At 71.2% G+C, this 13,521-nt stretch carries 11 protein-coding genes; 5 read left to right on the top strand and 6 right to left on the bottom strand.

Annotation, left to right across the window (positions count from 1 at the left end; all coding sequences use genetic code 11):
* Window positions 1-3: 3 nt before the first annotated feature.
* Window positions 4-1,212 carry a D-mannonate dehydratase ManD gene (manD, locus tag AB0F61_RS32630; protein ID WP_357817783.1) on the bottom strand — a complete coding sequence of 403 codons (1,209 nt, stop codon included), beginning with the start codon at window positions 1,210-1,212 and terminating at the stop codon, window positions 4-6.
* 314 nt (window positions 1,213-1,526) lie between these two features.
* Here manD and AB0F61_RS32625 point away from each other — a divergent pair, with 314 nt between their 5' ends.
* Window positions 1,527-2,879, top strand: a complete 1,353-nt coding sequence (locus tag AB0F61_RS32625; protein WP_357817781.1) for a PHB depolymerase family esterase — start codon at window positions 1,527-1,529, stop codon at window positions 2,877-2,879.
* A 36-nt stretch (window positions 2,880-2,915) separates the two neighbouring features.
* Entirely contained in the window at window positions 2,916-4,313 is a 1,398-nt protein-coding gene (locus tag AB0F61_RS32620; RefSeq protein ID WP_357817778.1) for an endo-1,4-beta-xylanase, read from the top strand.
* Between the two features lie 167 nt (window positions 4,314-4,480).
* Here the strand turns inward: AB0F61_RS32620 and AB0F61_RS32615 are convergent, their stop codons facing one another.
* Window positions 4,481-5,218 carry a methyltransferase domain-containing protein gene (locus AB0F61_RS32615; RefSeq protein WP_357817776.1) on the bottom strand — a complete coding sequence of 246 codons (738 nt, stop codon included), beginning with the start codon at window positions 5,216-5,218 and terminating at the stop codon, window positions 4,481-4,483.
* Here AB0F61_RS32615 and AB0F61_RS32610 point away from each other — a divergent pair.
* Window positions 5,205-5,612, top strand: coding sequence for a MerR family transcriptional regulator (locus AB0F61_RS32610; RefSeq protein ID WP_357817773.1), 408 nt, complete (start codon window positions 5,205-5,207; stop codon window positions 5,610-5,612). The genes AB0F61_RS32615 and AB0F61_RS32610 overlap by 14 nt on opposite strands.
* Here the strand turns inward: AB0F61_RS32610 and sthA are convergent.
* The 4 genes from sthA to AB0F61_RS32590 all read right to left on the bottom strand — a co-directional run bounded on the left by sthA (window position 5,609) and on the right by AB0F61_RS32590 (window position 10,008).
* Window positions 5,609-7,012 carry a Si-specific NAD(P)(+) transhydrogenase gene (sthA, locus tag AB0F61_RS32605; protein WP_357817770.1) on the bottom strand — a complete coding sequence of 468 codons (1,404 nt, stop codon included), beginning with the start codon at window positions 7,010-7,012 and terminating at the stop codon, window positions 5,609-5,611. The two genes, AB0F61_RS32610 and sthA, sit on opposite strands and share 4 nt — an antisense overlap.
* 53 nt (window positions 7,013-7,065) lie before the next feature.
* Window positions 7,066-8,091 (bottom strand): fibronectin type III domain-containing protein, encoded by a 1,026-nt coding sequence (locus tag AB0F61_RS32600; RefSeq protein ID WP_357817767.1) that lies wholly within the window; start codon window positions 8,089-8,091, stop codon window positions 7,066-7,068.
* Window positions 8,092-8,179: 88 nt separating this feature from the next.
* The gene (locus tag AB0F61_RS32595) at window positions 8,180-8,818 is read right to left on the bottom strand and encodes a response regulator transcription factor (RefSeq protein ID WP_357817765.1); all 639 of its coding nucleotides are present in this window, start codon (window positions 8,816-8,818) and stop codon (window positions 8,180-8,182) included.
* On the bottom strand, window positions 8,815-10,008 hold the full coding sequence (locus AB0F61_RS32590) for a histidine kinase (protein ID WP_357817762.1): 1,194 nt from the start codon (window positions 10,006-10,008) through the stop codon (window positions 8,815-8,817). The genes AB0F61_RS32595 and AB0F61_RS32590 overlap by 4 nt, the downstream gene beginning before the upstream one ends.
* A 145-nt stretch (window positions 10,009-10,153) precedes the next feature.
* On the opposite strand from AB0F61_RS32590, the gene AB0F61_RS32585 reads away from it, so the two are divergent.
* Both AB0F61_RS32585 and AB0F61_RS32580 read left to right on the top strand, forming a co-directional pair.
* Entirely contained in the window at window positions 10,154-10,912 is a 759-nt protein-coding gene (locus AB0F61_RS32585; RefSeq protein ID WP_357817759.1) for an ABC transporter ATP-binding protein, read from the top strand.
* Between the two features lie 8 nt (window positions 10,913-10,920).
* Window positions 10,921-13,440, top strand: a complete 2,520-nt coding sequence (locus tag AB0F61_RS32580) for an FtsX-like permease family protein (RefSeq protein WP_357817756.1) — start codon at window positions 10,921-10,923, stop codon at window positions 13,438-13,440.
* Window positions 13,441-13,521 lie beyond the last annotated feature (81 nt).

Genomic DNA, 13,521 nt, shown 5'->3' with positions numbered 1-13,521 from the left:
CGGTCACCAGGGGTGGACCGTGCCGTCCTCCAGCCGGTTCACCGGCAGGTACGCCGGCGAGTACGGGTAGCGGGCCGCCGCCTCCTCGTCGATGTCCACCCCGAGGCCGGGCGTCTCGGCCGGGTGCAGGTAGCCGTCCGCGAAGTGGTAGCCGTGCGGGAACACCTCGTCGGTCTGCTCGGTGTGCCGCATGTACTCCTGTAGGCCGAAGTTGGGGATGGAGATGTCGAGCTGCAACGCGGCGGCCATGCAGACGGGGGAGAGGTCGGTGGCGCCGTGCGACCCGCTGCGGACGTGGTGCAACGCCGCGAGGTCGAAGATGCGGCGCAGGTGGGTGATCCCGCCGGCGTGCACCACTGTGGCCCGGATGTAGTCGATGAGCTGTTCCCGGATGAGCTGGGCCGCGTCGAAGATGCTGTTGAACACCTCTCCGACGGCGATCGGGGTGGTGGTGTGCTGCCGGATCAACCGGAAGCCCTCCTGGAGGTCGGCGGGGACCGGGTCCTCCATCCAGGTCAGCGCGTAGGGCTCCAGGCTGCGGCCGAGCCGGGCCGCCTCGATCGGGGTGAGCCGGTGGTGCACGTCGTGCAGCAGCCGCAGCGTCGGGCCGAACTCGTCGCGTACCTGGGCGAACACCTTCGGCACGTGCGCCAGGTAACGCGGGGTCGACCAGGTCGCCTCGCTGGGCAACGCCGCATCCGCCGGTTCGTAGAAGAACTTGTCGGTGCTGACCCCGTACGTCTTGGGTAGGCCCGGCACGCCACACTGCACCCGGACCGCCCGGTAGCCGAGGTCGACGTAGCGGGCGACCTCGACGAGCACCTCCTCGACGGTCTCGCCGTTGGCGTGGCCGTACACGGTGACGCCCTCGCGGGACCGACCACCGAGCAACTGGTAGACCGGCAGGCCGGCGACCTTGCCCTTGATGTCCCACAGCGCCGTGTCCACGGCGGCGATGGCGCTCATCGTGACCGGGCCGCGCCGCCAGTACGCCCCCTGGTACAGGTACTGCCAGGTGTCCTCGATGCGGGCCGGATCCCGGCCGATCAGCAGGGGCACCACGTGGTCACGCAGGTACGACGCGACGGCCAGCTCCCGGCCGTTGAGGGTGGCGTCCCCGACGCCGGTCACCCCCTCGTCAGTGACGATCTTGAGAGTGACGAAATTGCGGCCCGGACAGGTCAGGATGACCCGGGCGTCGACGATCCTCACGGAATCTCCTTCATGCCCACGGGCGTCGTCGGCGGACGCACACCGGGGCGGGAGGGATGTGAAAGTCCGGCACGTTTCGAGAACCTCCCGATAATAGCCGGCCAGCCGCCGTCGGCGGGTGGGCCCGCCGGTGGCCCCGGTTGCGCAGGTGGGCCCGGAATCCGTTGCGGCGAAAGGTTTCCGGAAGTCTTGACAATCGAGTGTGCTCGATCGAAGCTGACTTCGTCACGCGAGCCGCGGTCAGGGTCGGGCGAAGGGCAGTCCTCGACTTCAAGTCCCCTTCCACGCGCCTATCTCCCGAGGGATCGCGATCGATGACACTCAAGACAAAACTGTTCGGCGCCGCCATGGCGGCCCTGACGCTTGCCACCGCCGCGCTGACCTTCGCCACCCCGGCGTCGGCGGCGACGCTCACCCAGGTGACCGGCTTCGGCACCAACCCCACAAATCTCCAGATGCACCTGTACGTCCCGGACCGGGTGGCCACCCGACCGGGGATCCTGCTGGCCCTGCACTACTGCACCGGGTCGGGTCCGGCATTCCACTCCGGCACCCAGTACGCGTCCCTCGCCGACCGGTACGGGTTCATCGTGATCTACCCGTCGGTGACCCGCAGCAGCAAGTGCTGGGACGTGGCCTCACCGCAGGCCCTGCGCCGTGGCGGTGGCAGCGACCCGGTCGGGCTCATGTCGATGGTCGACTACGTGAAGCAGCGCTACGCCGCCGACCCGGCGCGGATCTTCGCCACCGGCACCTCCTCCGGAGCGATGATGACGAACGTCATGCTCGGTGACTACCCGGACGTGTTCGCGGCGGGCGCCTCCTTCGCCGGGGTGCCGTTCGGCTGCTTCGCCACCGGGGGCAGCTCCGAGTGGAACAGCGAGTGCGCCAACGGGCAGCTCATCAAGACCGCACAGCAGTGGGGCGACCTGGTCCGTGGGGCGTACCCGGGCTACACCGGCCAGCGACCACGGATGCAGATCTGGCACGGCACCAGCGACGAGACGCTGCGCTACCCGAACTTCGGCGAGCAGGTCAAGCAGTGGACGAACGTGCACGGGTTGAGCCAGACCCCGACGTACACCGACTCGCCGCAGTCCGGCTACACCCGCACCCGGTACGGCAGCAGCGGCCCGATGGCGCCGGTCGAGGCGATCAGCATGCAGGGCGTCACGCACAACCTGCCGGTCGACGCCGCGCAGGTCATCCGCTTCTTCGGGCTGGACGGCGTCATCGGGACCACGCCGCCTCCGACCACGCCGCCTCCGACGACTCCGCCGCCCACCACGCCGCCCCCGACCACTCCGCCGCCCACGACTCCGCCGCCGACCACGCCGCCGCCCAGCGCGGGCGCCTGCCGGGTCGGCTACACGGTCAACGCCTGGAACAACGGGCTCACCGCGAGCGTGACCATCACCAACACCGGTACGGCCGCCGTGAACGGGTGGGCGCTGGCCTTCACGTTGCCCAGCGGGCAGGTCATCACCAGCGGCTGGAACGCGCAGTACTCGCCGACGAGCGGCGCGGTGACCGCCCGCAACGTCTCCTACAACGCCACCATCGCCCCGAACGCGTCGGTCGAGGTCGGCTTCCAGGCCACGCACGGAGGCGGCACCGGCAAACCGTCGTCGTTCACCCTGAACGGCGCCACCTGCTCGGTGTCCTGACCTTCCTCCCGCCCCACCACCAGAAGGAGTCGCACGATGAGAAACACGAGATGGAAGGCGGCATCGAGAGCCGTGGTCGCGCTTGCCGGCGCGGGCGCCCTCGCCGCCGGCATGGCGCTGTTCGCGACGGCACCCGCCTCCGCCGGGACCACGCTTGGCGCGTCCGCCGCCGAGAAGGGTCGGTATTTCGGTACGGCGGTGGCTGGTTTCAAACTCTCGGACAGTGCGTACACCACGATCTTGAACCGCGAGTTCAACATGGTGACGGCCGAGAACGAGATGAAGATGAACGCCACCGAGCCGCAGCAGGGGCAGTTCAGCTACGGGGCGGCGGAGCAGATCGTCAACCACGCGCGCAGTCGTGGGATGAGCGTGCGGGGTCACACGCTGGCGTGGCACTCCCAGCAGCCCGGCTGGATGGAGAACATAAGTGGCAGCCCGCTACGGCAGGCGATGCTCAACCACGTGACGCAGGTGGCCACGCACTTCCGGGGCCAGGTGGTCGCGTGGGACGTCGTCAACGAGGCGTTCGCCGACGGCAGCTCCGGGGGCCGCCGCGACTCGAACCTCCAGCGCACCGGCAACGACTGGATCGAGGCGGCGTTCCGGGCCGCGGACGCAGCGGATCCGAACGCGAAGCTGTGTTACAACGACTACAACACCGACAACTGGACACACGCGAAGACCCAGGGTGTCTACAACATGGTGCGGGACTTCAAGGCCCGCGGCGTGCCGATCGACTGCGTCGGTTTCCAGTCGCACTTCAACAACGACTCGCCGTACGTGAGTAACTACCGCACCACGTTGTCGAGCTTCGCGGCGTTGGGTGTGGACGTGCAGATCACCGAGTTGGACATCCAGGGAGCGTCCGCAGCCACGTACCGAAGTGTGGTGGAGGACTGCCTGGCGGTGGCCCGGTGCAACGGGATCACGGTGTGGGGCATCCGCGACAGTGACTCGTGGCGGGCCTCGCAGACGCCGCTGCTGTTCAACAGCAACGGGTCCAAGAAGCCGGCGTACGACGCGGTCCTGGCCGCACTGAACAACGGCACCCCGCCGCCGACCACCCCTCCGCCCACGACCCCTCCGCCGACCAGCCCGCCGCCGACCACTCCGCCGCCCACGACTCCACCGCCGGGGCCGGGTGGCTGCACCGCGACGGCGACGGTGAACCAGTGGACCGGCGGCTTCGTGGCGAACGTACGGGTGACGGCCGGCTCGTCGGCTCTCAACGGCTGGACCGTGACGATCACGTTGCCGTCCGGCGCGGCGGTCACCAGCTCCTGGAGCGCCAACCCCAGCGGTAACACCGGCACGACGAACTGGACGAACGTGGCCTACAACGGCCAGGTCGGCGCCGGGCAGTCCACCGAGTTCGGCTTCCAGGGCAACGGCACCGCCGGCAGCCTCAGCCCCACCTGCTCAGCCGGCTGAAACCGACCGGCCGGTGCGAAGGCCACCGCCTCCGCACCGGCCCCACCCCCAGCCCTCGTTGATCAAGAGGTTTGCGTCATCGTGCCTGGCGTGTCATGACGCAAACCTCTCGATCACCGGGCGTGCTGGCGGGGCGGGCAGCACCGAGCTCCTTCAGGTGTTCCGGGTTAGGCCTGGGCGGCGACGAGGAAGATCGGCACGACGACGAGGATCCGGTTCGCGCGGGCGCGCTCGGCCTGCTCGGCGAGCCAGGTCTCCTCGTCCGTGATCCGTTTCAACACGTCGAGCGCGGTGTCGTCAGTGAACACAGCGGTGTGCACCTCGACGATCGGGTCGGTGAACCCGGCGTCGAGCAGCAGGTTGCGATACCTACGGGCAACGCGCGGCGACGGCAGCGAGTCCGCCTTCTCGTGGACCAGCCGACGGGTGGTTCCCGAGTCGTCCGAGTCGATGGCGATCAGGTCCCAGTCCTGGCCGATCAGCACGGCTCGGCCGCCCGGCGCGAGCACCCGCCGGGCCTCGGCCACGGCTCGCGCCGGGTCGTCGAGCACGTGCAACACCTTGTCCGCCCGGTAGTAGGTGACCGATCCGGTCTCCAGCGGCAGCTCGGTGGCGTCGCCGACATGGAACTCGCCGGCCGGCCAGCGCTTGCGGGCCACGGTGATCATCTCGGGATCGAGGTCGACGCCGACCGCGTGGGCTCCGCGCTCGGCCAGTTCGGCGACGGCGCGGCCACTGCCACAGCCAGCGTCGACGACGGTTCGGCCGGTGAGGTCGCCGAGTAACTCGTAGGAACGGGCGCGCAGTTCGACGGCGGCGGGCTCGCTCTCGATCGCATCGAGGACAGCTAGAAGACTGGACATGCCCGCCATGCTCGGACTTAATGGCGACATGAAGTCAAGCACGATGGCGATCGGTGAGGTGGCCGACCACTTTGGCCTGCCGGCGCACGTACTGCGGCACTGGGAGTCGGTGGGCCTGCTCTGCCCCGCCCGGGTCACCGGCGGCCGTCGCCGCTACACCCGCGACGACCTGTTCCGGGTGGCCTCGATCCTGCGCGCGAAGCAGGCCGGCCTGTCGCTGCCGGACATCCGGGCGTTCCTCGCCGCAGGCGACCCCGCCGTTCGCAAGGACGTGCTGCGCCGCAACCACGGCGCGCTGCGAGCCAGGATGGCGGCGCTGAGGTCGGCGCTCGATCTGTTGGAGGCCGGGCTGAACTGCTCACACGAGGACGTCGCGACCTGCCCGAACTACCGCAGCCAGTTGGCGGCGCTGGTGGAGGTCGGGGGCAGTGGCTAGCCGTCGATGCGGGTGATGTTGCGGATCTTGTTGGACGCGTCCAGGGCGGCCACCTTGTACGCCTCGGCCAGCGTCGGATAGTTGAACACCGCGTCGACCAGGTAGTCGATCGTGCCGCCGCAGCCCATCACCGCCTGCCCGATGTGGACGATCTCGGTGGCGGCGGTGCCGAACACGTGCACCCCGAGCAGCCGGCCGTCGTCGGGGGAGACGAGCAGCTTGAGCATGCCGTACGAGTCACCGACGATCTGGCCCCGGGCCAGCTCCCGATAACGCGCGATCCCGACCTCGAACGGAGTCGAGGTGTCGGTGAGCTGCGCCTCGGTCTGCCCGACGAAGCTGATCTCCGGGATGGTGTAGATGCCGATCGGTTGCAGGCCGTGCATCTCCCGGATCGGTTCGCCGCAGGCGTGCTGTGCCGCCAGTCGGCCCTGCTCCATCGAGGTGGACGCGAGCGCGGGAAAGCCGATCACGTCGCCCACCGCGTAGATGTTCTCCACCGAGGTGCGGTAGTTGGCGTCCACCTTGATCCGGCCGCGCCGGTCCGCCTCCAGCCCGGCGGCCTCCAGGGCCAGGTCGTCGGTCTGGCCCTGCCGGCCGGCTGAGTACATGACCGTGTCCGCGACGATCTTCTTGCCACTCTTGAGGATGCACAGCGCCGCCGTCTGGTGCTTCTCCACGGCGGCGACCTCCTCACCGAAGCGGAACGCCACGGACAGGTCCCGCAGATGGTATTTGAGTGACTCGATGACCTCGTCGTCGCAGAAGTCGAGCATCCGCTCGCGGCGCTCCACAACCGTCACCTTGGTGCCCAGCGCGGCGAACATCGACGCGTACTCCATGCCGATCACGCCGGCGCCGACCACGACCATGCTGCGCGGGACGGCCTGGAGGTTGATGACGCCGTCGGAGTCCACGATCGTCCGGTCGTCGAAGTCGACGCTGTCCGGGCGGGCCGGGCGGGTGCCCGCCGCGATGATGGCCTTGTCGAAGGTCACCCTCGACTCGCGGCCGGAGCCGCCGTCGACCCAGATCGTGTGCGCGTCCGCGAACCGGCCGGTGCCGGTGATCATCGCGACCCGGTTGCGGGCCAGTTGATTGCGGATGACGTCGGTCTGCCGGGTGATCACGTGCTGGGTCCGGGCCGCCAGGTCGCTGACCGTGATGTCGTCCTTGACCCGGTAGCTGCTGCCGTAGAGGTCCCGCTGGCTCAGCCCGGTCAGGTAGAGAACAGCCTCACGCAGCGTCTTGGAGGGGACCGTGCCGGTGTTGATGCACACCCCACCGATCATGTCGCGGCGGTCCACGATGCCGACCCGCCTGCCGAGCTTGGCGGCAGCGATCGCGGCCTTCTGACCGCTGGGTCCGGAGCCCAGCACCAACAGGTCGTAGTCATACACAACCGCTAGCGTCGCAAGTTGTCGCGACTGGCGCCAGACCCCGGAGCCGAGCGTTATTCGTCTGCCACCACGCAGAGGCCGCCGTTGAGCGTGACCTCCTCCGGCAGTTGCGTGCCGGTGGCGACGAGCCCCAGCGACACCGTGCCGCCCGGCGGGATCACCGCATTGTGGCCGGTGTTGCCCACCCGCAGGTAGCTGTTGTTGGGGCGGTCGACGACCTTCGCGCCCCAGATGCCCTGCACCTGCTGGCTGGCCCAGAACCGCCAGGTCATCGTCCACCCGTCGACCGCCGTGGTGCCGGTGTTGCGGACGACGAGGTGCGCGACGAAGCCGTCCGGCCACTGCCGCACGACCGACCGGACCGCGCAGCTCGGCGGTGGCGGCAGGGTGGTCACGGTGACCGGTGCGGACAGTGGGGACAGGTTTCCGACCTCGTCGCGGGCCCGCACCACGAAGGTGTACGTGGTGTTCGGCGTCAACCCGCTGATCTGGGTGCTGTTCACGGGCGGGTACTGGGACACGTCACGGACCAGGGTGAGAGTGCCGCCAGCGTCGACCCGGAACACCTGGTACCGGTCGAGCACGACGTTCTCCACCGAGTGCGCCCAGCGCAGCCGAACCACAGTGGCGGTGACGTCGTACGCCACCGGTTGGCCCGGCGCGCCCGGCGGTTGGTCGTCCCCCGGTGGCATGGTCACCCGCAGGGTCGGGTTGGACAGTGAGCTGTTGCCGGCCGCGTCCAGCGCCGCCACGAAGAAGGTGTACGTGCGCGACGGCCGCAGGCCGGTGATCCGAATGCTGTTGGTGTCGGTCGAGTAGATCGCGCCGTTGTCCTCGAATTGCGCGGAGACCGGATAACGGACCACGCCCACGTTGTCGGTCGAGGCTGCCCAGGTCAGCTCGACCGAGGTGGTGTCGATGGCGACGACGGTGATCGGGCCGGGGGCGGTGGGGCGTTCGGTGTCGTCGGCGGCGGCGTACGCCGGGGTCGCGCCCGTCGCCACCACGGCCGCCGTGAGCGCGCAGGCAGCCAGTGCGGCGGCCCTGGACCGGACGCCGCGCCACGCATGATCGCGCAAGATGATCGCCTCGCTTTCGGGTGACCGCAGCGGACCAGTCATCGACTGATGACGATGGTAGGTCAGTGGTGGTCGCGCCGCTGTCCCCTCAGCCGACGAGGCGGCGTTCCCAGGCCCACGCGGCGATCTCCACCCGGTTGCGGGCCTTGAGCTTCATCTGCACGCTGGCCAGGTGGGTCTTGACCGTGCCGACGGCGATGAAGAGCCCGGCGGCGATCTCGGCGTTGGTCAGGCCCCGGGCGACGAGCTTCACGACGTCGAGTTCCCGTGGTGACAGCCCGGTGTCGCCGCGCGCCGGGGCGGGCGAGCTGAGGTGCTCCAGCAGCCGTACCGTGATGGAAGGGCTGATCAGCGCGTCACCGGACACGGCCGCGCGGACCGCCTCCACCAGCAGCGTCGGGCCGGAGTCCTTGAGCAGGAATCCGCAGGCGCCGTTGGAGAGCGCGGTGTGCACGTACTCGTCGAGGTCGAAGGTCGTCACCACGACCACCCGGATCGGGTCGGCGACGCCCGGCCCGGCGATCAGCCGCAGTGCCTCGAGTCCGTCGAGGCGGGGCATCCGGATGTCCAGCAGCACCACGTCCGGGCGCAGCCGCCGGGCCAACTCCACGGCGACCACCCCGTCGGCGGCCTCGCCGACCACCTCCATGTCCGGCTGGGCCCCAATGATCATGCCGAAGCCGGTCCGGACCATCGCCTGGTCGTCGGCGATCAACACCCGGATCATCGCCCCACCGCCGCGCGCAGCGGGAACGCCGCGTCGAGCACCCAGCCACCGGCGACGCCGGGCCCGGCGGTGATCGTGCCGTCCAGGGCGCGTACCCGCTCGGTGAGGCCGACCAGGCCGAAGCCGTGCCCCCGGGCGGGCGCGGTCCGCCCGGCCGTACCGTCGTCGGCGACCCGGACCAGCAACCAGTCCGGGGTACGACGCACGGCGACGTCCACTCGTCGGGCGTCCGGCGCGTGCTGGCGGGTGTTGGTCAGCCCCTCCATCACCACCCGGTACGCCGACGTCGACACCTCCACCGGCAGTCCGTTCAGGTCACCGTCGACGTGCAGGCGTGCCGGGGCGCTCGCCGTGCCGTTGAACCCGGCCAGCAGCGGCGGCAACTCGGTCACGCCGGCCAGTGGTGCCAACGGCGCGTCCGGCGGGGCATCCGGGTTGCGCAGGATCCCCACCATCCGGCGCATCGAGGCCATCGTCTCCGTGCCGGCCCGCTCGATCTGCTCCAGCGCGACGATCACCCGACCCGGGTCCTGCTCGGCGACGAACCGGGCGCCCTGCGCCTGCACCACGATGCCTGTGACGTGGTGGGCGATGAAGTCGTGCAGGTCACGGGCGAACTCCGCGCGTTGCTCGGCGCGCACCAGCGCGATCGCCCGATCCCGACCGGCAGCCATGATCCGCAGGTAGAGCCCCACCCCGGCGGCGCCGGCCGCGGCGAGCACCTGGAGCAGCCCGAAGATCACCAGCAGGTTCTCGGTGCCGGAGCGCAGCGGCAACGCGGCGACGGCCAGCCCGACGGCCGCCGCCGCCCACGGGGCGAGCCGGGGCGCACCCCAGCGGGTGACCACGAAGACCACCCCGATCAGCCCGGCCGACTCGGCGAGCCCCCAGCTACCGCCGATCAGGTAACTGCTGCCGGAGAAGACCACAACGGCCGCGGTCACGGCCAGTGAGGCGCAGGCGAGCGCCAACGCGGCCAACGGCACCACCCGTGAACCCGGTCGGTGCACCGGCAGCCAGAGCGGCACCGTCGCCACCGCCAGCCCCATGCGCACCAACAGGAGCAGGAGAGCGGCCATGCTCTCGGGCGCGCCGAACCGGAGGTCGAAGAGGGCGAGCAGACCAAGGGCCAGCAGGCCGGCGGCCTGGGCCAGGCGTACCCACCAACGTCGAAGATCCGGCGTGCTCATGGTGACCCAGCGTAGCCAGCGGACGGCGCCTGCAGATCGGCCGAAAGACAGACCCGGCGCCGGCGATACCCGGCCACGGGCCGATGTGCCCACCCGCCGGTGGCGGCGACGCTGTCCGGGCCACATCGCAGCCACTGGAGGAACAATGACAACCCACGCCCCGCCGGAGACCAGCCACGCCGCGGTCGCCGCGGTCGACCTGGTGAAGGTGTACGGCAGCGGCGACACCGCCGTCCGTGCACTGGACGGGGTCTCGGTCGGCTTCGGCCGGGCCGAGTTCACCGCCATCATGGGCGCGTCCGGGTCCGGCAAGTCGACGCTCATGCACTGCCTCGCCGGTCTCGACACCGCCACCTCCGGCCGCGTCCTGCTCGGCGGCACGGAGCTGACCGGCCAGTCGGACCGGACGCTGACCCGGGTACGCCGGGAGCGGATCGGCTTCGTGTTCCAGTCCTTCAACCTGCTGCCGCAGCTCACCGCCGCCCAGAACATCACCCTGCCGCTTGACCTCGCCGGCCGGGAACCCGACCGTCAACTGCTGGAGCACCTGGTGCGGGTGCTGGGCCTCGGCGACCGGCTCAACCACCGGCCCAGCGAACTTTCCGGTGGTCAGCAGCAGCGGGTCGCGTTGGCCCGCGCCCTGGTGGCCCGGCCCGAGGTGGTCTTCGCCGACGAGCCGACCGGCAACCTCGACTCCCGTTCCGGCGCGGAGGTGCTCACCATCCTGCGCGACTCGGTACGCGACCTCGGCCAGACCGTCGTCATGGTCACCCACGACCCGATCGCCGCCGCGTACGCCGACCGGGTGGTGCTGCTCGCCGACGGGCGGCTCGCCGGCGAGATCGACAAGCCGGACCAGGTGTCGGTCACCGACGCCCTGCGTGATCTGGCGGCCCGCCGATGAGGGCGACAGTGCTGCGTACCCAGACGACCGCCGCGGCCCGGCGTCCCGGCCGGCTGATCCTGACCGGCCTGGCGATCCTGGTCGCCTCCTTCGTCGTCTTCGGCACCGTGCTGGTGCAGCAGATCACCGAGCGGACCGTGCGGGACAACCTCAGCGGCACCCCGGCCGTCACCGACCTGGTGATCGGCAGCGCCGACGTCCCGCAACCCACAGTCGCGGACGTGCGGCAGATCCGGGCCGTGCCCGGTGTGGCCGAGGCGGTGGCCCGGGTGGCGACCGGGGTCTCCATCGGCGACGGCTACCTCAACCTCCAGTCCGATCCGGGGAGTGGCCCGTTGACCACGGTCCGGGTGATCGAGGGCAGCTACCCGGACCAGCCCGGCGAGATCGCGGTCACCCCGCGTACCGCCGAACGGCTCGGGCTCTCGGTCGGCGCCACCACCAGTGGTACCGGCGGCGAACTCACCACACCCGCGCCACTCACCGTGACCGGCCTGGTGGACGTCGGCCGCGACGCCGGTTACGACGCGTACGCCCCGGACAGCGTCGTGATCGCCTGGGCGCGCCTGACGACCGTGGAGCGCGTCGACGTGCGGGTGGCACCGGGCGCCTCGGCCGACGCCGTCCGCCAACGGGTGGGCGCGGCGGTCGCCGGCCAGCCGATCCGCTCCGGTGCAGAGGTGCGCGAGGCGGAGGCGCAGGCGGCGGCCCAACAGGTCGGGAAACTCTTCATCCTGGTCGGCATGTTCGTCTCCATCGCGGTCGTCGCGGCGGCGTTGGTGGTCACCTCGACCTTCCGCATCGTCTTCGCCCAGCGGATGCGGCAGCTCGCCCTGCTGCGCGCGGTCGGCGCGGATCGGGGCACCCTGGTGGCCGCGTTGACCGCCGAGGGCGCCCTGACCGGGCTGGTCTCCGGCGTCGCCGGAGTCGCCGGCGCCCTCGCTCTCGGGTACGCGCTGCCGGCGATCCTGCGCGCCGCCGGCCAACAGGTCTCCTCGCCGGGCCTGCCCCTGGCGGCGGCGGTCACGGTGGTGATCGGCGCCGTCGTGATCACCGTGCTGGCCGTGCTGGCGCCGGCGTTCTCGGCTGCCCGGGTCTCCCCGCTGGAGGCGCTGCGGACGGCGAGCACCACCGCCGGCCGGCGCGGCATCGGGGTGCTGCGGCTGGTCTTCGGGCTGCTCCTGGCCGTCGGCGCGGTCCTGGCGGCGGTCGGGACGATCAGCCAGTTGCCGAAGCCGGACCAGTCGGACTACGACCCTTCGATGCCGCTGCTCCTGCTTGTCGCGTCCGGCGCGCTGGCGTTCTTCGCGCTGGTGGCCCTCGGTCCGCTGCTGGTGCGCCCGGTGCTGGCCGTGGTGGGTTGGCCGCTGCGCCAGCTCGGGCCGCTCGGGCGGATGTCGGTCGGCGGGATCGGCGGGGCGCCGCGCCGCGCCGCAGCGGTCTCCGTCGTGGTCGCGCTTGGCGTGACCCTGATCTCCGGGGTGGTCATCGGCGGCGCGTCGCTGCAGATCCTCGTCGACCGCGAGGTGGCGCTCTCGGCCCCGGCCGACTTCGAGGTCACCGGCAACGGTGGGACGCTGCCGCCGGCCGTCGTGAGCCGGGCCGAGGCGGACCAGCGCGCGCTGGCGCGGGTGGTGCCGTACCGGATGGTCGACGACGCCACGCTGCTGCGCGGCGCCGACAAGCTCGGCGGCGTCGAGTCCGGTTACCCGACAAGCGACCTGGACCTGGCGGCGTTGCCGAGCACCGGGGACCTGGACGTGGCCCAGGGCACCCTGGCCGATCGTGGCCCCGGCCGGATCGTGCTCAACAGCTGGGTCGCCCGGGACGCGGGCCTGCGGGCCGGCGACACCGTCACCCTCGCCATCGCCACCCGCAGGGTCGACGTGCGGGTGGCAGCGGTCCTGCCCGGTGACGGCCCGCTGCACGCCGGCATCCTCGCCGACCCGGCCGACCTGGACCGGATCGGCGTGCCGGCCGCGTACAGCGGTCTGCTGGCCGACGCGGCCGGCAACGGTGAGGACGGTCGCACCGCTGGCGTGCGGGCGCTGCGGCAGGCGATCGGGGGCAGCGACGGGGTGGGCCTCACGGTGCTCGCCGACGAACGGGACCGCAACGACTCGTTGGTGCGCACCCTGGTCTGGATCGCGGTGGGCCTGGTCGGCCTGACCGTGCTGATCGCGGTCGTCGGCGTGGGCTCCACGACCGCGCTGTCGGTGGTGGAGCGGGTACGCGAGTCCGGGCTGCTCCGGGCGATCGGGCTCTCCCGGACCGGCCTGCGCACCATGCTGACCGTGGAGTCCGGCCTGTACGGGGTGATCGGCGCGACCATCGGCCTGGTGCTCGGTGTCCCGTACGCCTGGTTGGCGGTCCGGACCCTCGGGATCGAGGCCCCGCTGACCGCGCCGCTGCTGCCGCTGGCCGGGCTCTTCGTGGCGCTGGTCGGGCTGACCGCGCTGGCCGGGGTGCTGCCGGCGCGTCGGGCATCGCGGGTCAGCCCGGTGGTGGCGCTGGGGGTCGACAACTGAGCACCGTCGTTCCACCCACCCTCGGCGGTGAGAGGAGGCGTAGCCGTACCAGCCGGTCGACGCCAGCGGGTCCCCCCACGG

Source organism: Micromonospora sp. NPDC023888 (genome assembly GCF_040639415.1).
Lineage (GTDB): Bacteria > Actinomycetota > Actinomycetes > Mycobacteriales > Micromonosporaceae > Micromonospora.
The sequence above is the reverse complement of the archived record's forward strand: the minus strand, read 5'-3'. Positions and strand labels throughout refer to the sequence as shown.

What these genes read in the sequence shown, in the direction of transcription:
- AB0F61_RS32625 (WP_357817781.1), top strand. Translation starts at nt 1,527, where the DNA reads ATGACACTCAAGACAAAACTGTTCGGCGCCGCCATGGCGGCCCTGACG.
- AB0F61_RS32620 (WP_357817778.1), top strand. Translation starts at nt 2,916, where the DNA reads ATGAGAAACACGAGATGGAAGGCGGCATCGAGAGCCGTGGTCGCGCTT.
- AB0F61_RS32610 (WP_357817773.1), top strand. Translation starts at nt 5,205, where the DNA reads ATGAAGTCAAGCACGATGGCGATCGGTGAGGTGGCCGACCACTTTGGC.
- AB0F61_RS32595 (WP_357817765.1), bottom strand. Translation starts at nt 8,818, where the DNA reads ATGATCCGGGTGTTGATCGCCGACGACCAGGCGATGGTCCGGACCGGC.
- AB0F61_RS32590 (WP_357817762.1), bottom strand. Translation starts at nt 10,008, where the DNA reads ATGAGCACGCCGGATCTTCGACGTTGGTGGGTACGCCTGGCCCAGGCC.
- AB0F61_RS32585 (WP_357817759.1), top strand. Translation starts at nt 10,154, where the DNA reads ATGACAACCCACGCCCCGCCGGAGACCAGCCACGCCGCGGTCGCCGCG.